Annotated in this window: 18 protein-coding genes and 1 riboswitch; of the genes, 7 read left to right on the top strand and 11 right to left on the bottom strand. The window is 61.4% G+C overall.

Features of this window, described 5'->3' with window-relative positions; genetic code table 11:
- Positions 1 to 27: 27 nt before the first annotated feature.
- Both NFR87_RS02250 and NFR87_RS02245 read right to left on the bottom strand, forming a co-directional pair.
- The gene (locus tag NFR87_RS02250; protein ID WP_277613117.1) at positions 28 to 3,456 is read right to left on the bottom strand and encodes a pyruvate carboxylase; all 3,429 of its coding nucleotides are present in this window, start codon (positions 3,454 to 3,456) and stop codon (positions 28 to 30) included.
- Between the two features lie 168 nt (positions 3,457 to 3,624).
- Positions 3,625 to 5,235, bottom strand: a complete 1,611-nt coding sequence (locus NFR87_RS02245; RefSeq protein WP_251445737.1) for a 2-dehydropantoate 2-reductase — start codon at positions 5,233 to 5,235, stop codon at positions 3,625 to 3,627.
- A 292-nt stretch (positions 5,236 to 5,527) separates the two neighbouring features.
- Between NFR87_RS02245 and NFR87_RS02240 the strand changes: the two genes are divergently transcribed.
- From NFR87_RS02240 to recG, 7 genes are all read left to right on the top strand, one after another.
- On the top strand, positions 5,528 to 6,577 hold the full coding sequence (locus tag NFR87_RS02240; protein WP_251445734.1) for a TRAP transporter substrate-binding protein: 1,050 nt from the start codon (positions 5,528 to 5,530) through the stop codon (positions 6,575 to 6,577).
- 102 nt (positions 6,578 to 6,679) lie between these two features.
- Positions 6,680 to 7,198: a TRAP transporter small permease gene (locus tag NFR87_RS02235; RefSeq protein WP_251445731.1), complete on the top strand. Its 519-nt coding sequence runs from the start codon at positions 6,680 to 6,682 to the stop codon at positions 7,196 to 7,198.
- Positions 7,195 to 8,505: a TRAP transporter large permease gene (locus tag NFR87_RS02230; RefSeq protein ID WP_251445728.1), complete on the top strand. Its 1,311-nt coding sequence runs from the start codon at positions 7,195 to 7,197 to the stop codon at positions 8,503 to 8,505. The genes NFR87_RS02235 and NFR87_RS02230 overlap by 4 nt, the downstream gene beginning before the upstream one ends.
- A 14-nt stretch (positions 8,506 to 8,519) precedes the next feature.
- Positions 8,520 to 9,872, top strand: coding sequence for a sedoheptulokinase (locus NFR87_RS02225; RefSeq protein ID WP_251445725.1), 1,353 nt, complete (start codon positions 8,520 to 8,522; stop codon positions 9,870 to 9,872).
- 2 nt (positions 9,873 to 9,874) lie between these two features.
- Positions 9,875 to 10,639, top strand: a complete 765-nt coding sequence (locus tag NFR87_RS02220; protein ID WP_251445722.1) for an HpcH/HpaI aldolase family protein — start codon at positions 9,875 to 9,877, stop codon at positions 10,637 to 10,639.
- A gap of 27 nt (positions 10,640 to 10,666) precedes the next feature.
- Positions 10,667 to 11,590 carry an AEC family transporter gene (locus NFR87_RS02215; protein ID WP_251445719.1) on the top strand — a complete coding sequence of 308 codons (924 nt, stop codon included), beginning with the start codon at positions 10,667 to 10,669 and terminating at the stop codon, positions 11,588 to 11,590.
- A 40-nt stretch (positions 11,591 to 11,630) separates the two neighbouring features.
- Entirely contained in the window at positions 11,631 to 13,742 is a 2,112-nt protein-coding gene (recG, locus tag NFR87_RS02210) for an ATP-dependent DNA helicase RecG (RefSeq protein ID WP_338147029.1), read from the top strand.
- A gap of 87 nt (positions 13,743 to 13,829) precedes the next feature.
- On the opposite strand, the gene NFR87_RS02205 is transcribed toward recG, so the two are convergent.
- From NFR87_RS02205 to NFR87_RS02165, 9 genes are all read right to left on the bottom strand, one after another.
- The gene (locus NFR87_RS02205; RefSeq protein ID WP_251445714.1) at positions 13,830 to 14,672 is read right to left on the bottom strand and encodes a C40 family peptidase; all 843 of its coding nucleotides are present in this window, start codon (positions 14,670 to 14,672) and stop codon (positions 13,830 to 13,832) included.
- On the bottom strand, positions 14,669 to 15,475 hold the full coding sequence (locus tag NFR87_RS02200) for a serine hydrolase (RefSeq protein ID WP_251445711.1): 807 nt from the start codon (positions 15,473 to 15,475) through the stop codon (positions 14,669 to 14,671). Before NFR87_RS02200 ends, NFR87_RS02205 begins: the two co-directional genes overlap by 4 nt.
- On the bottom strand, positions 15,472 to 16,386 hold the full coding sequence (locus NFR87_RS02195; protein WP_251445709.1) for a S66 peptidase family protein: 915 nt from the start codon (positions 16,384 to 16,386) through the stop codon (positions 15,472 to 15,474). Before NFR87_RS02195 ends, NFR87_RS02200 begins: the two co-directional genes overlap by 4 nt.
- Before the next feature lie 7 nt (positions 16,387 to 16,393).
- Complete coding sequence (locus NFR87_RS02190; RefSeq protein ID WP_251445706.1) at positions 16,394 to 17,335, bottom strand: ATP-binding cassette domain-containing protein; 942 nt, start codon at positions 17,333 to 17,335, stop codon at positions 16,394 to 16,396.
- Positions 17,328 to 18,374, bottom strand: a complete 1,047-nt coding sequence (locus NFR87_RS02185; RefSeq protein ID WP_251445703.1) for an ABC transporter ATP-binding protein — start codon at positions 18,372 to 18,374, stop codon at positions 17,328 to 17,330. The genes NFR87_RS02190 and NFR87_RS02185 overlap by 8 nt, the downstream gene beginning before the upstream one ends.
- Positions 18,375 to 18,389: 15 nt before the next feature.
- Positions 18,390 to 19,463 carry an ABC transporter permease gene (locus NFR87_RS02180; RefSeq protein WP_251445700.1) on the bottom strand — a complete coding sequence of 358 codons (1,074 nt, stop codon included), beginning with the start codon at positions 19,461 to 19,463 and terminating at the stop codon, positions 18,390 to 18,392.
- Positions 19,463 to 20,413 carry an ABC transporter permease gene (locus NFR87_RS02175; protein ID WP_251445697.1) on the bottom strand — a complete coding sequence of 317 codons (951 nt, stop codon included), beginning with the start codon at positions 20,411 to 20,413 and terminating at the stop codon, positions 19,463 to 19,465. Before NFR87_RS02175 ends, NFR87_RS02180 begins: the two co-directional genes overlap by 1 nt.
- Before the next feature lie 189 nt (positions 20,414 to 20,602).
- Positions 20,603 to 22,606, bottom strand: coding sequence for a peptide ABC transporter substrate-binding protein (locus tag NFR87_RS02170; RefSeq protein ID WP_251445694.1), 2,004 nt, complete (start codon positions 22,604 to 22,606; stop codon positions 20,603 to 20,605).
- A gap of 71 nt (positions 22,607 to 22,677) precedes the next feature.
- Positions 22,678 to 23,766 (bottom strand): dipeptide epimerase, encoded by a 1,089-nt coding sequence (locus NFR87_RS02165; protein WP_251445691.1) that lies wholly within the window; start codon positions 23,764 to 23,766, stop codon positions 22,678 to 22,680.
- Positions 23,767 to 23,863: 97 nt separating this feature from the next.
- Positions 23,864 to 24,035, bottom strand: a riboswitch (Lysine riboswitch).
- Positions 24,036 to 24,077: the final 42 nt, after the last annotated feature.

Genomic DNA, 24,077 nt, shown 5'->3' with positions numbered 1-24,077 from the left:
AATAGATCAAGCCTTGCGCTGGGGATCTTATTTGATGGTGATGAGCAGCTCGCCGGCCTTCACCGCAGAGCCTTCGGAGACCAGGATCCGCTCCACCACGCCGTCCATCCGGGCCACCACGCTGGTCTCCATCTTCATGGCCTCGATGACCGCCAGGACTTGGTTTTTCTTGACCGTGTCTCCAGTTTTCACAGCGAGCTTGGAGATCATACCCGGAATGGAGGAGCCCACTTGGCTCTTGTCGGCGGGATCGGCCATGGGGGTGACGCTGACCTGCGCTTCGGCGGAGGGATCGTCCACGGCGATCTCCCGGCGCATGCCGTTGAGCTCGAATTGGACGTTGCGGGTGCCGTCCTCGTTCAGGTCGCCCAGACCCAGGTACTTGACCACCAGGGTCTTACCGTCCTCAATACTGATCTGATTGGTCTCCCCCAGAGCCATGCCGTCAAAGAAGACATGACTGCCCATGCGGGTGATATAGCCGTACTCCTGACGGTGGAGACAGAACTCCTCCACCACCTTGGGGTAGAGGCACCAGGACACCACCGTGCGGTCGCTGGCGCCGGGGTAGAACTTCTCCACCTCGGAGCGGGCCGCGGCGAAGTCCACAGGGGGCAGCAGCTCGCCGGGGCGGCAGGTAATGGGCTTTTCTCCCTTGAGCACCACCTGCTGCAGCTCCTCGGGGAAGCCCCAGGCGGGCTGGCCCATCATGCCCTTGAAGTAGCTCACCACAGAATCGGGAAATGTCAGCGACTCGCCCTGGCTCACCACCGTCTCCGGCGTCAGGTCATTCTGCACCATGAAGATGGCCAGGTCACCCACCATCTTGGAGGAAGGAGTCACCTTTACGATGTCCCCCAGCATCAGATTTACGTCCCGGTACATCTCCTTCACCGCGTCGAAGCGGTGGCCCAGGCCCAGACTTTCCACCTGGGCCTTCAGGTTGGTGTACTGGCCGCCGGGCATCTCATAGCGGTAAATGTCGGCGGAGGGACTGGTCACGCCGCCTTCAAAGCGGCCATAGCGCAGGCGTACGTCCGCCCAGTAGTCGCTGAGCCGCTGGAGAGGGGCAAAGGGGAGCCCTGTGTCCCGCTCCTGCCCCCGAAGGGCGGCGGCCAGGGCGTTGAGGGAGGGCTGGCTGGTGGCGGAGGACATGGATTCCACCGCGCAGTCCACCACGTCCACTCCCGCCTCGGCGGCCATGAGATAGGCGGCGATCTGGTTGCCGGAGGTGTCGTGGGTGTGGAGGTGGATGGGGATGCCCACCTCCTCTTTGAGGGCCTTCACCAGAGTCTTGGCGGCGTAAGGCTTCAAAAGACCGGACATATCCTTGATGCAAAGCATATGGGCGCCCCGGCGCTCCAGTTCTTTGGCGAGGTTGACATAATATTTGAGATCATACTTGTCGTGCTTGGGGTCGGCCAGGTCGCCGGTGTAGCACACGGCGGCCTCACAGAACTTGCCCTGCTTGAGCACCTCGTCCATGGCCACCTCCATGCCGGGCAGCCAGTTGAGAGAGTCGAAGACGCGGAAAATGTCGATGCCGCAGAGTGCGGCCTGGTGGATGAACTCCCGCACCAGGTTGTCCGGGTAGTTGGCATAGCCCACGGCATTGGCGCCCCGCAGAAGCATCTGGAAGGGGATGTTGGGGATGGCCTGACGCAGGATGTCCAGCCGCTCCCAGGGGGACTCGTGAAGGAAGCGGTAGGCCACGTCGAAGGTGGCGCCGCCCCACATCTCCAGGGAGAAGCAGTCCTTCAGGATCTCCGCAGTCCCCGGCGCGGCCAGGGCCATGTCCCGGGTGCGCATCCGGGTGGAGAGAAGGGACTGGTGGGCGTCCCGAAGGGTGGTGTCGGTGATGAGGAGCTTTTTCTGCTCCAGCACCCAGCGGCTGAGCGCCTCAGGGCCCTTTTCATCCAGCAGGGCCTTGAGGCCGTCCTCCTTTTTCATCGCCCGGGAGGGGACGGGGAACCGGGGGATCTCCAGCTGCTTGCGCTGGGTGTCGGGATTTTTCACCTGGATCTCGGCGATATAGCGCAGCACCTTGGTGGCCCGATCCCGGCTGTTCTCAAACTCAAACAGCTCGGGGGTCTCGTCGATGAACTTGGTGTGGCAGGCCCCGGCCTGGAACTGGGGGTGGGTGAGGATGTTGGTAATAAAGGGGATATTGGTCTTCACCCCCCGGACATGCTCCTCGCTGATGGCCCGCCCGGCCTTGTGGCAGGCCCCGGCAAAGGTGTTGTCCCAGGCGGTGACCTTTACCAGCAGGGAGTCATAATAGGGGGAGATGACCGCGCCGGTATAGGCGTTGCCGCCGTCCAGCCGGACGCCAAAGCCGCCGCCGGAGCGGTAGGAGGTGATACGCCCGGTGTCGGGGGCGAAATTGTTGGCGGGATCCTCGGTGGTGACCCGGCACTGGATGGCGTAGCCGCTCTCCCGCAGGTCGTCCTGGCTCGCCATGCCGATGCGGGGATCGGAGAGGGGACAGCCCTGGGCGATGAGGATCTGGGAGCGGACGAGGTCGACACCGGTGACCATCTCGGTGACGGTGTGCTCCACCTGGATGCGGGGGTTCATCTCAATGAAGTAATAACCGCCGTCCTTGTCCACCAGGAACTCCACAGTGCCGGCGTTGACATATCCCACCTGCCTGGCGATCTTCACTGCGTCGGCGCGCAGCTTTTCCCGCACCGCCATAGGCACACTCCAGGCGGGGGCGAACTCCACCACCTTCTGGTAGCGGCGCTGGAGGGAGCAGTCCCGCTCCCCCAGATGCACCACGCCGCCATAGCTGTCGGCCAGGATCTGTACCTCGATGTGCTTGGGCTCCACCAGGTATTTCTCGATAAAGATGTCGTCGTTGCCGAAGGCCTTCTTGGCCTCGCTCTTCACCAGCTGGAAGTTGGTCTTGACCTCTTCCGGGTTGTCGCACCGGCGCATCCCCCGTCCGCCGCCGCCGGCGGCGGCCTTCAAAATGACGGGGAAGCCGTAGCTGAGGGCCTTTTCCACCGCTTCATCGGCGTCCTTCAGGGGCTGGGTGGAGCCGGGGATGATGGGCACGCCGCAGGCGATGGCCGTGGCCTTGGCCGCCAGTTTGTCCCCCATTTGGGCCAGCACGGCGGAGGGAGGGCCCACAAAGGCGATCCCCGCCTTCTCGCAGGCCCGGGCAAAGTCGGCGTTCTCCGAGAGAAAGCCGTAACCCGGGTGGATGGCGTCCACCCCCCGGCGCTTGGCCAGCGAGATGATGCCGGGGATGTCCAGGTAGGCGCCCAGGGGACTTTTGTTCTGTCCGATAAGATAGGCCTCGTCTGCCCGGGTGCGGAACAGGGCGTAGGTGTCCTCGTTGGAGTAAATGGCTACGGTGCGCAAGCCCAGGTCGTAGCAGGCCCGGAAAATGCGGATGGCGATCTCTCCCCGGTTGGCCACCATCACTTTTTGAAAGGTCTTCTCGCTCAAAGGGTTTCCCGTCCTTTCCAAGATGTTGGACTGTAGGGTTCTATTATATTGGTTCCAGGGTATTTTTGCAACAGAAAAAGGGGAAGTTGCAGCAGAGAGCACACGCCCGGAGAATTTCTCCGGGCGTGTGCTCTTAGGTTTGAAAACAAACGCTCCCTCCGAAAGAACTCAGCGGGGGGCGCCGAAGCATTCCAAAACCGAGTTGGCAATATTCTCTGCGTCCAAAATGTGCTGCTCGAGCTGGGAGAGGCACCGGCGATCCCGAGACAGAAGAAGCTCGTAAATATGCCTGTGCTTTTCGAAAAACTCAGCGGCATAGCGCTCGCTATAGTCGATAAGGGTGTTGAAGTTCATCAGGGTATAGAAAATTTCGGCATTGCTCTCCCAGGCGTTAGAGAGGAAGATGTTCTCCGCCGAGGCAACCAGAGCCCGGTGGAAGCGTACGTCCAGGTCATACCAGTCTACCTCTTCGGCCGGGCGGGTGCAGCAGTCCTCAATGATCCCCAGGATCTCGGCCAGTTTGGGGTAGACTGAGCCGCTTTTCTCTAACGCCATCTCCACGGCCCGGTTTTCAATGAGCCAGCGAAAGTCGTAGAGATTTTTTACCTGCTGCTCGGAGAAGGCCACCACTTCCCGGCGTCCGTTGGAGTGGATGATGATGAGCCCTTCGCCGGACAGGATCTGCAAAGCGGTGCGCACCGAGCTGCGGCTGGCGCCGTACTGCTCTGCGAGCTGGGTCTCCACAAGCTTGTCTCCCGCCTTGTATTTTTGCTTGACGATATCAATGCGGATCTGGCTGGCGATCTTTTTCGGCGTGGCGATGGAAAGCTTGCCGGTAGAGAGGCGTGGCGGCTCCGCGGCGGCGGCCAGGTCGCGGTTGTGCTCCATCTGTTTGATCTGGGCGTTGAGCCGGTCGCTGACGGGGGTGGGCACGCCCAGCTTTTGCCCCAGCCGGGTCACATAATCACCAAAAATATCGGTCTCCAGCCGGCGGCCCATCCAGTAGTCCTGAAGCATGGAGGAGCGGCCCTCGGGGGAGAGGCGAGCCAGTGTATGCTCCCAGTCCTGAATGGCCTGCTCCCCCAGTACTACACCACACTGCCGGGCCAGAGCACAGACCTCCTGCTGGGCATAACGCATGACCTCCATGGCCTCCCGGTTTTCCCGGAACTGCCCGTAGGTGAGCTGATAGACGGTGCTGGCCTGGTTAAAGCCCGCGTTGACCATAAGCTTGTACCACATCTGATATGTGATGTCGTCCACCCGCCGGGCGGTGAGGCCACAGCGGCGGACAAATTCCTCCAGACGCTCAGTGGCCTGACTTGGCATGCCGTCCCGCTCCCCAAAGAGGATAACGCCGGAACTTTGGCAGTGAACCTGCCGCTGATTGCGGTTGGTGTCCGCCCCCACCACTGTGGCACAGAGCACGCACTCTGGGCCAAAAGCCTGGGCGAGCTGATCCTCGCTCTCCATTCCATTGAGCAGAGAGAGGAGAAGGGTATGGGGCCCCACCAGGGGAGCCATGGCCTGGATGGCCTCTTCCAGATCGTATGACTTCACCGCCACCAAAATCAGATCGGGGTGGAAGTCTGTCAATTCCGCCGGGGGGCGGCAGTCCAGCTTTAGGGGGATGCCGTTGAGGAAGATGGGAGCGGGGACGGCGTTGGGGCGAAGCACACCCCGGACTTCCACTGTGGGGTCGCCCCGCAGGATCTGATCGGCATAGCAGGTGCCTAAAGCACCCAATCCAATGACAGCTACCTTTTGGATAGGTTCCACATGACACTCTCCCTTCCTTATGGTCGAAACTATTATAACAGAAAAAAGGAGAAAGTTCATCCCCCAATTGAGATAATCGAAGGAAAAGGGGCGCCGCTTGTAAAAATAGACAGAAATCTGAGGGCTGGTTTGTGGAGTTCTACAAAAAGTAGGACAATAAAAAATAAATGTCGACATTTTAGATAAAAGTATTGACTTTATTTTTAAAATGACCTACAATTCTGGTTAAGAAGGCCGTCACTTACGCGGCGGCCCAAAAGGAACGGTTCAATAATCGAAAGGAGTATCCAAAATGAAAAAGAAGAATGTCCTTGCATTTGCACTGTCTGCCAGTATGCTCCTGGGCCTGACCGCCTGCGGCGGCGGAAGCGCCAGCACACCTGCTCCTGCCGAGTCCAAGGCCGCTGAGGTTACCGAGTCCCAAGCCGCCGAGCCGGCCACGGAGACCAAGTACCTGAAGGCCGGCCACGTCTTTGCCGAGGGCCACCCTGTCTACGAGGCATTCCAAGAGTCTGCCGAGCTGCTCTATGAAAAGACCAATGGCCGCTATGGCCTGACCGTCTACCCCAACGGTACTTACGCCAACTACACCGACAGCATTACCGCCTGCCAGATGGGCGATCTGGACATTGCCTGCCTGGATTCCGCCGCCGACTGGCTGGAGGACGCCGGCGTTCTGTTTGCCCCCTACTGCTTCCAGAGCTATGAGCACTGGAACAAGTTCAAGGCCAGCGATCTCTATGATGAGATGCGCGAGGCCATCGGCAACGCCGTGGGCGGCATCAAGCAGCTGAATATGTATAACTTTGGCTTCCGTAACCTCACTGCCAACAAGGAGATCCGCACCCTGGATGACATGCAGGGCCTGACCCTCCGCTGCGTGAACTTTGCCCCCTACTCCACCCTGGCTGACGTTTACAACGTGGCCATTACCTCCATCCCCATCGAGGACGTGTACATGAGCCTTCAGACCGGCCTGGCCGACTGTGAGGAGAACCCCCTGACCCAGATCGTCACCATGAAGTTCTACGAGGTTCAGAAGTACCTGATGATGACCCAGCACATGCTGGCCTGCTCCTCCACCATCATTAACGAGGATCTGTGGAACTCCCTGTCCGATGAGGACAAGGCCATCTTTGAGGAGGTCTTCACCCGCCAGGGTGAGCGCATTGACGAGCTGACCCAGGAGAACGAGGCGGCCCTGACGCAGACCTGCATCGAAAACGGTATGACCGTCGTCGACGACATCGACACTACCCCCTTCCGCGAGAACGCCGCCAAGGTGGTGGAGGACTATCCTGCCTGGCAGAACTGGTACGACCAGATCCAGGCCATGGCCTGATCGATCCGTCTTCCTTTATCAGCGGACATGGAGAGGGCCCGCAGCGCAGGACGCCGCGGGCCCTCTTTTTTTCAAAATACCCTATAGAAAGGCAGGTCTGATATGGAACAGATATACCGAGGCTTCTCTGTTGTAAACGCCGCCCTGCAAAAAGTGGAGAAGGTTTTAGGCTGTATCGCTTTGGCAGTGCTGTTTGTGGTCATGGTGGTCAACGCCGCTCTGCGCTACCTGTTTCAGAGTGGCCTGAACTGGTCGGATGAGCTCAACGGCTTCCTTTTCGTCTGGTTTGGCTTCTTGGCGGCGGTTTATGCCATGAGTACTGATTCCCACTTGCGCATCACAGCCCTCACCAACCTTTTCCCCAAGGTGGTGCAGTATCTTCTGCGCCTGGTGATGAACGTGATCATGATCGTCATGTTCCTGCTCTATATGAAGCCCCTGCAGAACCTGATGCGCACGCTGCCCATTTCCAACGTGATGCGCTGGCCTATGAAGAATGTATATCTCATTCTGCCCATTGCCTTTGGCGTGATGTGCGTACATATCCTGTTCAACATGCTTCAAGACACTGTTACGTTTCTGCGGCAGCGCAGGGACAAGGGAGAGGGGGAGAGCAAATGAGCCCACTGATGATCTTCCTGGTGAGTTTTGTGATCCTGTTCCTGCTGGGCATGCCCATCGCGGGCGCCATGATCACCTCATCTTTCCTCTATGCCCTCAATGCCGGGATCGGCCTTTCCGTGATGGGAACGCGGATGTTCACGGGCCTGAACAACTTTGCCCTTATTGCCATCCCCCTGTTTATTCTCACTGCCGAGGTGATGAACCGTACCTCGGTCTCAGACCGGATCTTCGGCTTCTGCCGGGATATGGTGGGCTATATCCCCGGCGGGATGGGCCATGTGAACATCACCACCTCCATCATTTTTGCCGGCATGTCCGGCTCCGCTGTCGCCGATGCCGGCGGCATCGGCAACCTGGCCTATCAGGCTATGGTGGATGAGGGTTTTGACGAGGAGTTCAGTGCCTGCACCACCATTGCTTCCTCCACCGTAGGCCCCATTATCCCGCCCAGCATCCCGGCGGTGGTCTACGCCATGGTGGCCAACGTGTCGGTGGGCAAGCTGCTCTTCGGAGGGATCGTCCCCGGATTCCTCATGGGTGCGGTCATGATGCTCTATGTCTTTGTCTGGTCTATCCGTCATAACGGGCCCAGGCTGGAGTGGCAGGGCTGGCGCTATTATCTGACCCACCTGCTCCATTCCTTTATTTCCTGCATCCTGCCCCTGCTGACCCCGGTGATCCTTCTGGGCGGCATCTACCTGGGTGTGGTCACCACCACCGAGGCCGCCGCAGTGGCGGTACTTTACGCCCTGATCCTGGGCGTGATCATCTACCGCACAATGGGGATCAAAGATCTGGCGGAGAGCCTGCAAAGCGTCTTTATCGCCAGCGGCTCGGTATTGCTCATCATCCCCGCCTCCAAATGCTTTAGCTTTGTGCTCACAGCGGAAAACCTTCAAGAGCGCCTTTTTGCGGTTTTCTCAAGCTTCGCCGGGGACAGCAAGTTCCTTGTGGCGCTGTGCGTGACGATCCTCTTCCTGATCCTTGGCTGCCTGAGCGACCCCAACGTGAACATTATGGTCTTTGTGCCCATGGTGCTTCCGCTGCTGAACAACGCTGGCTTTGACCCCGTCCACGCCGGCATCTGCATCATCATTATCGCGATGATCGGCAACATCACGCCGCCGGTGGGCGTGGTGCTGATGACCACCTGCAGCCTGCAAAAGCTGAGTATCGAACGGGTCAGCAGAGCCCTTATCCCATGGATCTTGGTACTGATGGCCGAGGTGGTCATTCTCTGGGCCTGCGAGCCGTTGGTCACCTTCCTGCCCAATCTGCTGATGGCGTCGCCCGTAGCGGGCTGACCCGGGAGGCGGATATGGACAATATCGTTATTACACTAGATATCGGCAGTACCTTTATCAAGGCTGCGGTCTTTGACGTGGCAGAGGAGAAGATCCTGTATACCGAGAAGTGCCACACGCCAGAGAAGCGGCCCCACCCCGATCCCACAGTATTTGAAAACGACGCCCAGGCCCTGCTGAAGGCGGTGAAGGAGACCGTCCGCCGCTGTGCCAAGGCCCATCCCGATGCGGGAGGACTGCTCATGTCCACCCAGCAGCACGGGTGTGTGCTATGCCATCCCGGCCTGGCAGCAGATACCTATATCTCCTGGCAGGACACCCGCTGTCTGCGGACAGATCCAAAGACAGGGAAGAGCTACCTGGAGGGGCTGGAGGAGCTGCTGCCCACTAGTGTTATGGAGAATACCGGCGTACCGGTAAAGCCCGCTCTGGCCCTGTGCAACCTCTACGCGCTGTTCCGCGGGGGAGACCTGGACAGGGGCGCGGAGACCAGCGTCTACACGCTTGGGGCCTATCTCATTGAAAAGCTCACTGGCAACAGCATCTGCCACATTACCAACGCCGCCCCTATGGGTTTTGCCAATATTCTGGAGGGCACATGGCGCCGCGATATCCTGGCCAGAGTGGGGCTGGATTTTTTCCGCCTTCCCCGGATCACCAGGGACTTGGAGTGCTGCGGAGTCTATCGGGACGGCGAGGTGGAGCTGAAGGTATACCCCGATGTAGGGGACGTGCAAACCAGCGTCTACGGAACAAATGCCAAGACCGGAGACATGGTGGTGAACATCGCCACCAGCGGTCAGCTGCTCTACCTCACCGATCAATATATCCCGGGTACCTATGAGATCCGGCCTTACTACGACGGCAATTACTGCAATGTGATCTCCCGGATGCCGGGCGGGCGCAACTTTGACGTGCAGATCGATTACCTTCGGGACGTGGGGGAGCGCATCTTCGGTCAGAGTCTCTCCCGGGAGGCGGTGTGGGAGCGCATCCAGGCCCTTGGCTCCGACTGGCGGGAGGACGGTGGCCTGACGGTGGATTGCAGCTTCTATGAGCTGCCCGACCGGCTGGCGGGAGGCTCTATCGGGGGCATCGATCACGTAAATTTGACGCTGGAGCACGTGATTCATGCCACCGCCAAGGACTTCGGCCGGCAGTACCGCCGCTTTGCCGAGTTGCTGTGCGACTATGCCCGGTTCTCCGGTTCCCTCTATCTGACCGGCGGCGCGATTCTAAAGAATCCGATCCTCCGTCAGGCTGTCACCGAGGCCATGGGCGCCCCCCACACGGTGGCCGCCTCCGCCGACGAGGTGTACGGAGGTCTTTTTAAGCTGGCAAAAAAATGTGTTTATGGGAGAGAGTGATTATGAGTTTTAAAGAGCGTATTCAAAACAATGAAATGGTGCTGGGCGCGTTTCTTTCCGAGATCCCAGCGCCTAATCTGACCCGCCTGATGCAGGCTGCGGGTCTGGACTATGTGGTCGTGGATTGCGAGCACGGCTATTTCGACTATTCTCAGGTGGCCGCCCTGGCCGCTGTGGCCGGCGGCGTGGGCTTTCCCCTGATCGTCCGGGCCCCCCATATTTCCAGAGAGTGTATCCAGAAATACCTGGATGCTGGTGTGGATGGGATCTTGATCCCCATGCTGAATACGCCCCAGCAGGCCGAGGAGCTGGTGCGCTTTGGCAAATATGCCCCCCAGGGGGAGCGGGGCATTTCCACGATGCGGCCCCACAGCAATTACAACCCCGGCAAGCTGTCTGAATATACGCAGAAGGCCAACGGCCGCACCATGTTCTTTGCCCAGATCGAGACCGTCCAGAGCGTGGAGAATGCCCAGCGTATCGCCGCCGTAGATGGGATCGACGGCCTGTTTGTGGGCCCCAACGATCTGGCCTGCGCACTGGGTTGTACCGGCAATTTCGACACGCCGGAGATGGAGGCGGCCCTGGCAAAGGTAGTGGCCGCGGGTAAGGCCGCGGGCAAGCCCACCGGCGTCATCGCATCCAATCCCGCTTTTCTGCGCCACTGGCAGGCCCAGGGAATGACCTTGTTCAGCTGTGACAGCGAATTGGGCTTGCTAAAGAAAGGAATTCAGGCTATGATAAAGGATGTGAAAGGGACGAAGTAAACGGATAGAGAGGGGGCAGGAGCAGGTATGTGGGATGTGATATGGAAGGCGGCGTCCTTTCTGCTGGTGATCTGCGCAGGGTATTTTCTTCGTCAAAAAGGGGTTTTCGGCCCCAAGGAATATACTGTGGTACAGCGGATCGTGATGAACCTTACCATTCCGGCCTCCATTGTTGTCAGCTTTAACGGCTTCCAGATGGATCTGTCTCTTTGGGGCGTGGCGGTGCTTGGCCTGGGAATGAATCTGGGTATGATCGCGCTGGCGGCGCTGTTTTCCCATCGAAAGAGCCGGAACGAGAGAGTGCTCTACCTGATGAGCTTCTGCGGCTATAATGTGGGCTGTTTTGCGCTGCCTTTTCTGCAAAACTTTTTAGGGGCTTACGGGGTGGCGCTGGCGTGCCTGTTCGATATGGGCAATTCCACCATTGCCACCGGCGGCGGATATGCCATCGCTTCCAACATAGTGGACAGAAAGACGGGCGCGGGCTTTTCCCTGAAGAAGATGGTAAAAAAGCTTTTCCATGTGGTGCCCTTTGTTACCTATCTCTTTATGATCGTCTACACAGCGGTGGGGCTGAATGTTCCGCAGACGGTGGTCACCCTGCTGACGCCGGCCGCCAACGCAAACGCCTTTGTCTCCATGCTCTTTATCGGCATGATGGTGGACTTCCGCATGGAGCCGGGAGATGGGTTCAAAGTCTTCAAAGTGGTGATCAGCCGGGCGGCGGTCAGCATCCTGTTGGCGGCGGGGCTCTATTTCCTGCTCCCAGTGGGACTGGAGACCCGGCGGGTACTGGCCATTCTGGCGCTGTCGCCCATTGCGGTGCTCTCGGCCAGCTTTACCGATGAGTTGGGCGGCCCTGTAGCCATGGCGGCGTCAGTGAATTCCACCTATGCGCTGATCAGCGTAGCGGCCATGTCGGTGCTGGTGGTGCTGTTCGGCATATCCTGAATCAAACAAAAAGGGCGCGGAGCCTCCGCGCCCTTTTTCGTTGCCTCTGGGGTCGATTTGTGTTACCATAGAGACACAATCAAGTGGAAGGGAGGCGCCTGCGATGGTGCTGGATACCCCGCTTCAGTCCTTTCCCGGCGTCGGCCCCGCCAAGGCCAAGGCCCTGGCCAAGCTGGGCCTGGAGACAGTGGGCGATCTTTTGACCTACTGGCCCCGCGCCTATGAAGACCGCACCAAGATCTATCTCATCGCCCAGGCCCCGGAGGCGGAGCCGGTGTGCGTGTCCGCCCTGGTGGCGGAGACGCCCAGCGTCTCCTATATCCGCAAGGGCCTCAACATCACCAAGTGCAGGATCGTGGACGGCTCCGGAGCCGCCCAGGCGGTCTTTTTCAACCAGGACTATGTCCGCCGGGCCCTGCGGGCGGGGGAGAGCTATATCTTCTACGGCCGGGTGGAGGGCGCGGGAAACCGCCGGCAGCTGACCAACCCGGTCTTCGAGCGGGAGGACAGGATCCGCTTCACCGGCCGCATTATGCCGGTCTACCCCCTCACCGCCGGGGTGAGCAACAACCTGCTGGCGGGACTGGCCCTCCGGTGTGTGGAGGACTGCGCCGGACTTTTGCCTGACGAGCTGCCGGGCGCGGTGCGGCAGGAGCATACCCTTTGTACCATGGAGTACGCCTGCCAAAACCTCCACTTCCCCGTGGATCAGGAGGCGCTGGCCCTGGCCCGGCGGCGAGCGGTCTTCGAGGAACTGTTCACCCTCTCCTGCGGCATGGCGTTTCTCCGCTCCCGCCGCGCCGCCCTGACGGGCCAGGTCTTTCCCGGCCGGGCGGTGGAGGAATTTCTGAAGCTGCTGCCCTTTGTGCCCACCGGGGCCCAAAAAAGAGCCATGGAGGAGCTGTTGGCCGACCTGACTTCCGGCCGGGCCATGAACCGGCTCATCCAGGGCGACGTGGGCTCCGGCAAGACGGCGGTGGCCGCCTTTGCCGCCTGGCTGGCCCACGCCGGGGGCTTCCAGAGCGCTATGATGGCCCCCACGGAGATCCTGGCCCACCAGCACTATGAGACGCTGCGGGAACTTCTTGCCCCTGCGGGTATTAAAGTTGGGCTTCTTACTGGAAGCCTGACATCAACAGAGAAGAAGACCATGTATGCGTCCTTGGAAAGCGGATTTATTGATCTGGCCGTTGGCACCCATGCGCTATTGTCAGAAAAAGTGGGCTATCAAAACCTGGGCCTGGTCATCACCGACGAGCAGCACCGCTTTGGAGTGGGTCAGCGCTCCGCCCTCAGCTCCAAGGCCCAAAACCAGCCCCACGTGCTGGTCATGTCGGCCACGCCCATCCCCCGCACCCTGGCTCTGCTCATTTACGGCGATCTGGATGTGACCATCATCGATGAGCTGCCCCCGGGCCGCACCCCGGTGGAGACCTATCTGGTGGGGGAGGACAAGCGCCAGCGGATGTACGGCTTTGTCCGCAAGCAGGTGGCCGAGGGCCGCCAGGTGTATATTATTTGTCCCGCCGTGGAGGAGGGGGAGGCCGGTGAGCTGAAGGCGGTCACCGCCTTTGCCCGGGAGCTTTCTGAGCAGGTCTTTCCCGACCTGCGGGTGGCCTTTGTCCACGGCAAGCTGAAAAGCAAGGACAAGGAGGCGGTCATGTCCGCCTTCGCCCGGGGCGAGGTGGACGTGCTGGTGTCCACCACCGTTGTGGAGGTGGGGGTGGACGTACCAAACGCCAGCCTCATGGTCATTGAGAACGCCGAGCGGTTTGGCCTGTCCCAGCTCCACCAGCTCCGGGGCCGGGTGGGCCGGGGCCGGTGGCAGTCCTACTGTGTGCTCATCAGCGACAACCGCGCCCCGGAGACCCGGGAGCGGCTGCGCTACTTCTGCCAGACCACCGACGGCTTCAAGATCGCGGAGAAGGACTTGGAGCTCCGGGGCCCCGGCGACTTCTTCGGCCAGCGTCAGCACGGCCTGCCCGTCCTGCGCGCCGCGGATCTGGCGGGGGACACCCGGGTGCTCAAGGAGGCCCAGCAGGCCGCCGAGGCCCTTCTGCGGGCCGACCCCGCCTTGGCCGACCCGGAGAACCGGCCGGTGATGGAAAAGATCCGCCGCCTCTTCCGGGAGGAGGGGGACATTTTCAATTGAGCCGGCGGCGTGCCCTGGGGAAGGGGAACAGGATAGGAAAAAGGGAGGCGACGGGTATTCCGTCGTCTCCCTTTTTGTCTTTTGCGCTCAGAAAATGCTTCCCACCCCGGTGAGCTTTTCCAGCAGGTCAGCGCGGAAGATGCTGTCTTTGGGGCTGAGGCTATTGAAGGTGACCCCGTCGTCCCCCGCCCTGCCGGTGGAGTGGATATACCAGTTATCTCCCATGTACATGGCCACATGGCCGGGGAAGAAGAGCAGATCGCCGGGGCCGGCATCCTTCAGGTCGATGGGGTGGATGGGGAAGCCCTCCTTGATGGAGGCGTCCCGCCAGATGACGATGCCGTTCAAAAGATAGCTCATGGACACCAGCCCCGAGCAGTCCACGCCCAGAGGGGTCTTGCCCCCCCAGCGGTACTGGGTGCGGGTGAAGAGGTGGGCGGTGTCCACCAGCCGACGGCGCAGCTGCTGCTCCGGCAGATCGATGGGCTTGTCGTAATAGACATCCAGCCAGCTGGAGCGCACATAGCCCTCCTGGCCGTCGGGAAGGGTGACCATCTGCCAGCCGGTGGGCGCTCCGGTCTCAGGATCCGTCTCCGGGGGCTCGGTGACGGCCACCACCGCTCCCAGAGGCAGGGTGACCAGGGGCCAGGACTGCACCTTGGGCGCGGCCATCACATCACAGGTGCTCTTATGGAGCACCACCTTCTTGGGCAGGGCCTCCCAGTCCTTGGCGCTCCGGTCGCCGATCACCAGCCCGTGCACCGGGGCGTAGCCCTCGTAGCGGTAATGGGTGCGCACCTTCCAATAGCCGGGCGTGGTCTGCTCCAGCACCTCCAGCACCATGCCGAACAGGGCCTCGTCGGCCAGCTCGCAGTCGCAGCGGGGCTGGGTCATGAGGGGGCAGATGGGGGAATTGACAATGGCCTTCATACCCGAACCTCCTTATAGGTGTCGAAAATGGCCTTGGAGAGCCGGCCGATGAACCGCTTCTGGCCGCTGTCGCCGTCGGGGCTGGGGCCCTCCCAGGTGAATACCCCCAGAAAAAGAGGCGGGGTGGAGGACAGGAACAGGCCGCAGTCGTGGGCCACGCCGTCCAGCCCGCCGGTCTTATGGGCGAAGAGGAGCTCATCGGCGATATAGCGCAGGGCGGAACTCTGACTGCGCTGGCGGCAGAGGATGGAGATGGCCGTGCGCCGCAGGTTGGGGTTGAGGATGCAGTTATCCCGCAGCAGGCAGTAAAGCCGCCGCTGGTCGGCGGCGCAGGTGATGTTGTCGAAGCCCTGGCCGGCGGCCTCAAAGTCCAGCATCTTCCGCTGGCACAGGGTATGCTTGAGCCCCAGCACCAGAGCGGAGTATTCGTTCACCGCGTCGAAGCCCAGGATATCCAGGATCACGTTGGTGGCGGTGTTGTCGCTGTTGACGATCATCCAGAAGAGAAGCTCCTGGAGGGTGCAGCGGCAAGGGCCCTCCTCAAAGACCGCGGTGTCGGGCAGGATGGCCTGCTGCGGCACCTCCAGCATATCGTCCAGGGCCAGCAGGCCCTGGCGCACCTGCTCCAGGGCGGCCAGGAGAATGGGGGTTTTGATGAGGGAGGCGGAGGGGAAGACCACCTCCTCCATCCTGGCGTGGAGGGGGGCGTCGGACAGGGTGTCCGCCACCAAATAGGCGCATTTTCCGGGGAAGGCGTCGGCCTGGGCCTGGAGCCAGGCGTCCAGCTCCTTGGGCGCCATCATACGCAGACCTCCAGCGTTTTAGCCTCGGCGTCCATTGCTACCACCGCCCCCATGGGCAGGGAGAGGGTGGGCAGCACATGGCCCGCCGGCAGGGCGGAGAGCACCGGCTTGCCCGCGGGGAGCACCACCTCCCGGAGGATCTCCTCCAGGGTGAGGGTGCGCTCGGGATGCTCGGGCACGCAGTTTGTCCAGGCCCCCAGCAGGATACCGGCGCAGTCGTCGAACTTGCCGGCGTTGCGCAGCTGGGTGAGCATCCCGTCGATGCGGTAGGTCTTCTCGTCGATGTCCTCCAGGAAGAGGATCTTCCCCCGGGTGTTGATCTCCCAGGGCGTGCCCAGGCTGTCCCGCACCAGGGACAGGTTGCCGCCGCACAAAACGCCCCTGGCCATGCCCGGCGAGAGGGTCTCCGCCCCCGGCAGCAGGGGCATGGGGCCGGTGAGGGCGCCGAAGAGGGCCCGGCGGAGGTAGGTGGCGGTGTACTTGTCCAGGCCCTGGTACCACTCGGTGGAGGGCATGGGGGTGTGGTAGGTCACGAACCGGCAGCATTGGTTGAAGGCGATGTGGAGGGCGGTGACGTCGGAATACCCGGCAAAGAACTTGGGGTGCCGGGCGATGTCCCGCAGGTTCAGCAGGGGCAGCAGCCGATTCGCCCCGTAGCCGCCCCGGATGCACACCACGCCCTGGATATCCGTGTCGGCGAAGGCGTCCTGAATGTCCTTGGCCCGCTGGGCGTCGTCGGCGGCAAAGTAGCCGTGGCGGTTAACATAATAACAGGAAGGGAAGACCACCGGCTCCAGGTTAAAGGCCTTCACCGCGTCGATGGAAGGCTGGAGCCGCTCTTCCGGCACAGCGGATGCCGGGGCGACAAGCGCCACGCGGGCGCCGGGATAGAGAGAGCTTGGAGTTAACATAATATTATCACCCGTCTAAACGTTTCCGGTACCCGTCCAGCTCCCGCCGGCTGCCCCGGACAAAGTGGCCCGGCTCCAGTTCCTCCCAGAGGGGCGGGTCACTTTCAGTATACCCATGGAGGGTGGGGTCGTAGACCACCAGCTGCTTTTCCCGTTCGCTCTCCGGGTCGGGCATGGGAATGGCGGAGAGGAGGGCGCGGGTATAGGGATGGAGGGGGTGGGCGAAGAGCTGTTCGCTGGCGGCCAGCTCCATGAGCTTGCCCCTGTAGATGACCCCGATCCGGTCGGAAATGAAGCGAACCACGCTCAGGTCGTGGGCGATGAAGAGGTAGGTCAGCCCCCGCTCCTTTTGGAGCCGGGACATGAGGTTTAGAACCTGGGCCCGGATGGACACGTCCAGGGCGGAGATGGGCTCGTCGGCGATGATGAACTGGGGCTCCATAATGAGGGCCCGGGCGATGCCGATGCGCTGCCGCTGGCCGCCGGAGAACTCGTGGGGGAAGCGGCTGGCGAACTCGGGGAGAAGGCCCACATCGCTGAGGGCCTTGGACACCTTCTCCTGCCGCGCCTCTTCGCTGAGATGCTCTCCCAGGGCGTAGAGCCCCTCGGAGACGATGTAGTCCACCTTGGCCCGCTCGTTGAGGGAGGCCATGGGATCCTGGAAGATCATCTGGATGTTCTGGATGATGCGCCGGTCGGTCTCCCGGCTCACCTTACCGGAGATGACCTCGCCCTGGTACTTGACCACGCCGCCGGAGACCGGATTGACCCGGATAATGGCCCGGCCGATGGTGGTCTTGCCGGAGCCGGACTCGCCCACCAGGCCGAAGGTCTCTCCCTTGTAGATGTCGAAGGAGACCCCGTCCACGGCGGTGAAGGGGTGCCGCTTGGTGCCGAAGGTGACCTGGAGGTCTTGTACCTCCAGAAGTTTTTCCCGTGTCTCAGCCATGGGGATAGCCCCCCTTCTGCCGCAGCTGGCGGATGTGCTCCGGGGGCTCCACCTTGGGGGCCCTGGGATCCAGGAGCCATGTCCGGGCCTTGTGGGTGGGGGAGACCTCGAAGAAGGGAGGCCGCTCCACGAAGTCGATGTTCAGCGCCTGGGGATTGCGGGGGGCGAAGGCGTCTCCGTGCACCTCGTAGAAGAGGTTGGGCGGGGTGCCCTGAATGGAGTAGAGCTCTTGGCCCTTTACCCCCAGCTGGGGCAGGGAGCTGAGCAGGGCCCAGGTGTAAGGGTGCTTGGGGTCGTAGAAGACCTCTTCGCACTTGCCCACCTCCACGATGTCCCCGGCGTACATGACGGCGATGCGGTCGGCCACATTGGCCACCACGCCCAGGTCGTGGGTGATATAGACGGTGGTGAGCTCCAGCCGCTTCTGGAGGGCCTTGATAAGATCCAGGATCTGGGCCTGGATGGTCACGTCCAGAGCGGTGGTGGGCTCGTCACAGATGAGCACCTTGGGCCGGCAGGCCACGGCGATGGCGATGACCACCCGCTGGCGCATACCGCCGGAGAACTCGTGGGGATACTGCTTATAGCGGCGCTCCGGCTCGTCGATGCCCACGGCGGAGAGAGCCTCGATGGCGGCGGCCTTGGCCGCGTCACCCTTCAAGTCCTGATGGAGGCGCACCGCCTCGGTGATCTGGTCGCCGATGGTCTGGAGGGGGTTGAGGGAGGTCATGGGATCCTGCATCACCATGGCGATCTCCTTGCCCCGGATGGACAGCCACTCCTTTTCCGTGGCGTACTGGGTCAGATCCTTGCCGTCGTACCAGATGTGGCCTCCGGCGATGAAACCGTTGGCGTCCAAAAGTCCCATGGCGGACTTGGTCAGCACGCTCTTGCCGGAGCCTGACTCGCCCACAATGGCCAGGGACTCGCCCCGCATCACGTCCAGGGAGACCCCGCGGATGGCGTTGAGCACCTGCCCCCGGAGGGTGAAGCGGATCTCCAGCTCCTCAAAGGAGAGGATGGCATTTTCATTTGGCATAAAAAGGGCCTCCTCTCAGTTCACGTGATTCTTGGGATCGGCGGCGTCGGCAAAGGCGTTGCCAATGATATAGAAGGAGATGGTGATGGTGGCCAGAATGACGACGGGAATGAACAGCTGGTAGCGCAGGGCCGCCTCGCCCATGACCTTGCGCCCCGCCTCCACCAGGTTGCCCAGAGTGGGGGTCTCCAGGGGCACGCCCAGGGAGATGTAGGTGATGAATACCTCATTGTTGATGGCCGCCGGGATGGCCAGGGCCATGCGCATGGTAATGATGCTCACCAGGTAGGGCAGCAGGTTCTTGGTGATGATGCGCCAGGTGGAGGTGCCCAGGCACCGGGAGGCCAGGTTGTAGTCCCGGTCCCGAATGATGACCACCTGGTTGCGGATAAACCGGGCGGTGGCCAGCCAGGAGGTGATGCACATGGCGAAGATCATGGTGCCCATGCCGGGGCGGAGCACGTAGGACAGGATGATGACAATGAGGGTCTGGGGCACATTGTCAAAGATGTTATAAAGCTCGGTAAAGAAGAAATCCAGCTTGCGTACATAGCCCCACAAAACGCCCATCAGGATCCCCAGAAGGGCGTCCACACAGGCCACGGCGAAGCCGATGAACAGGCTGTTGCGGGTGCCTGCCCAGATCTGGCTCCACAGATCCTGGCCGATGGAATTGGTGCCGAACCAGAACTCTTCCCCGGGGGCGCGGTCGGTGGCCCGGGAGACCTTCATCACCGGGTTGCCGTTCTCATCCAGCACCGGCTTGCGGGTGAACAGGTTGATCTCCGCCTGCTCCACATAGTAGATGGTGTTGGGCTCCCGGTCATAGGGGATGAGAGGCTCCAGGAAGGTGAAGAGCAAGGTGGCCAGAATGACGCACAGAAAGAACATGGCCACCCGGTTCTTGCGGAAGGCCCGCAGGGTGGAGCGCCAGTAGGAGTAGTCGGAATAGCCGCCCCGCTCTCCGGCGTCGGGATCGTAGGGGGCAAACTGGAACAGCTCCTCCTGGGAGAACTGCCGCCGGGTCTGCTGCTCCAGGCTGTTGGACAGGGACTGGGTCTTGCTGTCCTTGATGCGGAAAAGCGCCATTACCGACCACCTTCTTTCTTGCCCAGCGTAATGCGGGGATCCAGCACAGCCATGAGGATATCGCCCACCAGAAGTCCCAGGATGGAGATGGCGGCGTAGAGGAGCACCAGGGTCTGCACCAGCGTGTTGTCCTGGAGCTGGATGGCGTTGACCAGCAATCCGCCCATGCCGGGGATGGAGTAGAGGCTCTCCACATAGAGCGAGCCCATCAATGTCAGGATCACCGAGGTGGGGATGAACTGCACCAGGGGCACGAAGGCGTTGCGGAACACGTGCTTCCGGGAGATCTCCGAAGTGGGCACGCCCTTGGCCCGGGCCAGGCGCACATAGTCCTTGTTGCTCTCGTCCACCATGTACCGCCGCAGCCACATGGCGTAATATGCGATATTGCCCAGAGCCAGGGAACAGATGGGCAGGATCCAGGTCAGGGGCCGCTTGGCGTCAAAGAACATGGAAAAACCGGGCAGCTGGGAACAGTAGAACTGGATGAAGATGTAATAGATGGCGGCGGGGATGGCCTGGATGACCACCACGAAGACGGTTCCCAGCTTGTCTCCGATCTTCCACCTTGTCCGGGTGGAGCGGGCCATGAGGATACCCAAGGGCAGACCGATGGCCAGCGCCAGCGCCAGGGAGGTCAGGCCGATGGCCAGGGACAGGGGAACCTTGCCGGCGATGATCTCCACCACGTCTACGCCCACCCGGTACTTGTGGGAGACCCCGAAATCCCCCTGGAGGGCGCCCTGCCAGAAGTGGAGCAGCTGGACGGGGAGAGGGTCGGTAAGGCCCAGCTGCTGGAGACCTACCTGGATCTGAAGGGTACTCATCTTCTCAAAGTTCTGGAAGTAGCCCTCGATGGGCATGAGCCGCAGCAGGGCGAAGACGATGGTGATGATGATGAGCAGGGTCAGCAGCGAGCGCAAAAGCCGCTTGCCGATATATTTCACCATAAGGGATGCCTCCTTCAAGTGGGAGTGGGAGATGAAGCAGATAAATCCGCCTCCCGGCAGGCCGGGAAACGCATTTATGCGCTCCATCCGGGGCGGGCGCATAAAACACGGGGAGGGAAGGCCGCCCTTGGGCGGCCTTCCCCTTCCTCGTTGAAGAGCTTACAGTTATTGCGCGGCAGAACGTTGGGCTTACTGCCCAGCAGCCTCCAGAGCGGCGGCGCGCTCGGTCTGCCACTGCTCGTTCAGGGTCTCGAACTGCTCCATGTTCATGGGGGTGTCCAGCAGGTGCTGGTACTTGAAGCGCTGGAGCGCCAGACCGTAGGGGGCGTACTGGCCCTCGAAGGGATTGAGGCGGGTGGCCACGTAGCCGCTGGTGGAGATGGAGAAGGGCACGATAATGGCGTGGTCGATGAGGTGCGCCTCAGCCTCGGCAAAAGCGGTATAGCGCTCGGCGAGCTGATCCACGGCGGTGAGGCCCTTGGCGGTTGTGATGAGGGACATATACTCGTCCACAATGGCCTGGGTCTCGGCGCTCTTGTGATCCATGTCGGTGGAGGTGTGCATGAAGTTATAGGTGTTGTTGCCGGTGCCGGTGGGGGTAAAGGGATTGGTCCAGGTCTGGGGATCGGCGTAGTCGGCGCCCCAGTTGCACTTCATCAGACCGAAGTCGCCGGCCCGGCGGACAGAGGCCAGGAAGCCGGTGGAGGGGCCGGCCTCCACGATGATGTCGATATAATCGGTGCCCAGCACGCCCTCCAGCTGCTGCTCCACGATCTGGCACTCCTTGTCCCAGTTGGTGGTGGCGGGGTTATAGCGCATATAGACCTTCACGGGGAAGGTGGCGCCGGCGGCGGTGAGCTCCTCCATGGCCTTGGCCTTGTAGTCCAGGGCGGCGGCGGTGTCGAAGCTGTCCCGCTCAGAGATAGCCTTGAGGGCGGGGTACTGGGTGAAGTCCAGGCCCTCGGCGGAGGCGAAGGTGGCGGGGGTGACGGTGTTGTTCACCAGGGTCTCGGGATTCTGGGGATCCTGGATGGCCAGGGCATTGACCCGGTCCAGGGCGTGCATGATGGACTGGCGGAAGTTCTCGTTGTTTACAGCCAGGATCCAGTTGTCAGGCTCCAGAGACTCGTCAAAGCGGGGCTCGAAGTTAAAGGTATAGAAGTAGGAGTAGTCCACGCCAGGACGGCTGGGAGAGACCATCTCGTACTTGGCGTCGTCCTGGAGCCAGGAGGTCAGCAGGGCGGCGTCCAGTTCGGTGTAGTCCACCTCGCCCCGGACGAACTGCTCGGGGCCAAGGGTGGAGGCGGTGGAGTTGTAGCGCCACTCCATCCGGTCAATGAACACGTTGTCCTTGTCCCAGTAGGTGGGGTTCTTCACCAGGGTGCGGTGATCCTGGGGGGCGAACTCCGCCATGAGGAAGGCGCCGTTGTAGAGGATGGTGTCGGGGCCGGTGGCGGCGCCGAAGGAGTCGCCCATCTCGGTGAGGAAGGGCTCATAGACGGGCATATAGCTGTCGTAGCTGAGCACGGAGGGGAAGTAGGAGCAGGGCTGCTCCATGGTGTAGACCAGGGTGTAGTCATCCACGGCCTTCACGCCCACGTCCTCAAACTTCACCTCGTCCACGGGGGTGATCTCATTGCCGTCGGCGTCCACGGTCTTGGTGCCGTTCTCGCTCTCCAGCAGATAGGCGGTGTACTCGTAGTAAGCCTGGGCGTTTTTCACGATGCCGTCGTACATATACTGGTTGCTGGCCTCATTGGCGGCGGTGTTCACCCACTTGGCGGCGGTCACCCAGTCGTTGGCGGTGACGTCGGCCACCTCGTTGCCCTGATAGTCCACCCACTTCACGCCTTTGCGAATGTGGAAGGTCCACTCAGTGTTGTCCTCGTTGGGCTCCCAGCTCTCGGCCAGGGAGGGGATCATCACGCCGTAGTTGTCATATTCCACCAGGCAGTCCACGCAGTTGGCGGACATCTGGAAGTCGTTCTGGGTGCCGGTGTACAGGTAGTTAAAGGTCTGCACCTCGCTGGAGTAGAGGTAACGGTAGACCGCCTCGCCACCGGCGGCCTGAGAGGCCGCGGGATCGGCGGCGCCGCTCTCGGCAGGCGCAGGATCCTTAGAGCCGCAGGCGGCCAGAGAGAGGGCCATGGCGGCGGTGAGGGTCAGAGCTAACAGTCGGTTCCTTTTCTTCATTGTCATTCCTTCCTTTCTTGGATATGTATCGTAAAGAGGTAGTGCCTCATTGCACTTACGGGAAAATGGGCTTAGCGCCAGTTGGTGCAGGGGATGTCCCGCACGCCGACGCCGGGGTCGGCGGTCATGGTGATGCGGGCACCCTCAAAGCGGGGGCCGCCGGGCATGGGGGGCGTGGCGCACAGGGAGGGGCCGTCCAGGTCGGCCATGGTGATGACCTCCTGGGCCGCGCACAGGTGGGCCGCGGCGGCCACCGACACCTGGCTTTCCAGCATGCAGCCGATCATACACTTGACCCCATGCTGCTTTGCCAGCTGGCAGATATTCAGGGCGTTCCAGATGCCGCCGGTCTTCATCAGCTTGATGTTGATATAGTCGGCGGCGTGGATGGCGATGAGGTTGGCCGCGTCGGTGGGGGAGAAGACCGCCTCGTCGGCCAGGATGGGGGTGTCCACCTGACCGGTAACGTATTTCAGTCCGGCTATGTCCAGGGCGGGCACCGGCTGCTCCACCAGCTCAATATCCAGGCCCTTGTCCTCCATGGCCTTGATGATGGCCACGCTCTCCGCCGCCGTCCAGCCCTGGTTGGCGTCCACCCGGAGCTTGATCTCCGGGCCCACGGCCTGGCGGATGGCGGCGATGCGCGCCACATCGGCGGCACCCTCCTTGCCCACCTTGACCTTCAGGATGTGGAAGCCCCGGGCCACTGCCTCCAAACTGTCCCGCACCATTTCCTGGGTGGGGTTCACCGAGATGGTGATGTCGGTCTCGAAAGCGGGCTTGGCCCCGCCCAAAAGCTGGTAGAGGGGCTTGCCCTGCGCCTTGCCCCACAGGTCATAGAGGGCCATATCCACCGCCGCCTTGGGGGTGGTGTTGTGCACCATGCAGGCGTTGAGCTTCTCCATGACGGCGGGCAGGTCGTCCAAGTCCATGCCCAGAATGGCGGGCTTGATGAAATCCTGGATGGCGCAGAGAATGGAGCCTTTGGTGTCCCCGGTGATGACGGCGGTGGGGGGGGCCTCGCCATAGCCCATGGAGCCGTCCTCGCCGATCACTCGGACAACGATATCCTCCAGCCGCTCCACAGTGCGCAGGGCGGTCTTGAAGGGATGGGCCAGGGGGAGAGAGAGCTCTCCGACCTGGATATCAACAATGCGCACGCCGATTCCTCCCAATTCACGGAAAGATAGTAAAAAAATAGATACTTTTCCTATGAAAAGCATCCATGGAATGAAAAAGCAATATTTTGCTTTGCCAGACCCGAATAGCGCTCCACAGATACTGTGACAGTCCGGCGGGTATTTCCCGACGGCCCGGAATAACAGCGGCAGGCACCGTTGCGCTCCCTCGGCAGTCCTCCCTTTCTCCTCCCGCGGCTGCCTGTCCCAGGCGGGAGGATACTCTTAAGAACTGCACCTCTATCAGGCTGTTTAATTAAGTAGTATGCTATCACACAGGATGAAAGTTGTCA

This window comes from Vermiculatibacterium agrestimuris (genome assembly GCF_943193085.1).
GTDB classification, from domain to species: Bacteria; Bacillota; Clostridia; order Oscillospirales; family Oscillospiraceae; genus Vermiculatibacterium; species Vermiculatibacterium agrestimuris.
This window is presented reverse-complemented; position numbering and strand designations above follow the sequence as displayed.

Excerpts from the sequence above, each read along its gene's own strand:
- NFR87_RS02240 (WP_251445734.1), top strand. The coding sequence starts at position 5,528 with ATGAAAAAGAAGAATGTCCTTGCATTTGCACTGTCTGCCAGTATGCTC.
- NFR87_RS02235 (WP_251445731.1), top strand. The coding sequence starts at position 6,680 with ATGGAACAGATATACCGAGGCTTCTCTGTTGTAAACGCCGCCCTGCAA.
- NFR87_RS02230 (WP_251445728.1), top strand. The coding sequence starts at position 7,195 with ATGAGCCCACTGATGATCTTCCTGGTGAGTTTTGTGATCCTGTTCCTG.
- NFR87_RS02225 (WP_251445725.1), top strand. The coding sequence starts at position 8,520 with ATGGACAATATCGTTATTACACTAGATATCGGCAGTACCTTTATCAAG.
- NFR87_RS02220 (WP_251445722.1), top strand. The coding sequence starts at position 9,875 with ATGAGTTTTAAAGAGCGTATTCAAAACAATGAAATGGTGCTGGGCGCG.
- NFR87_RS02215 (WP_251445719.1), top strand. The coding sequence starts at position 10,667 with ATGTGGGATGTGATATGGAAGGCGGCGTCCTTTCTGCTGGTGATCTGC.
- NFR87_RS02205 (WP_251445714.1), bottom strand. The coding sequence starts at position 14,672 with ATGAAGGCCATTGTCAATTCCCCCATCTGCCCCCTCATGACCCAGCCC.
- NFR87_RS02200 (WP_251445711.1), bottom strand. The coding sequence starts at position 15,475 with ATGATGGCGCCCAAGGAGCTGGACGCCTGGCTCCAGGCCCAGGCCGAC.
- NFR87_RS02195 (WP_251445709.1), bottom strand. The coding sequence starts at position 16,386 with ATGTTAACTCCAAGCTCTCTCTATCCCGGCGCCCGCGTGGCGCTTGTC.
- NFR87_RS02190 (WP_251445706.1), bottom strand. The coding sequence starts at position 17,335 with ATGGCTGAGACACGGGAAAAACTTCTGGAGGTACAAGACCTCCAGGTC.
- NFR87_RS02185 (WP_251445703.1), bottom strand. The coding sequence starts at position 18,374 with ATGCCAAATGAAAATGCCATCCTCTCCTTTGAGGAGCTGGAGATCCGC.
- NFR87_RS02180 (WP_251445700.1), bottom strand. The coding sequence starts at position 19,463 with ATGGCGCTTTTCCGCATCAAGGACAGCAAGACCCAGTCCCTGTCCAAC.
- NFR87_RS02175 (WP_251445697.1), bottom strand. The coding sequence starts at position 20,413 with ATGGTGAAATATATCGGCAAGCGGCTTTTGCGCTCGCTGCTGACCCTG.
- NFR87_RS02170 (WP_251445694.1), bottom strand. The coding sequence starts at position 22,606 with ATGAAGAAAAGGAACCGACTGTTAGCTCTGACCCTCACCGCCGCCATG.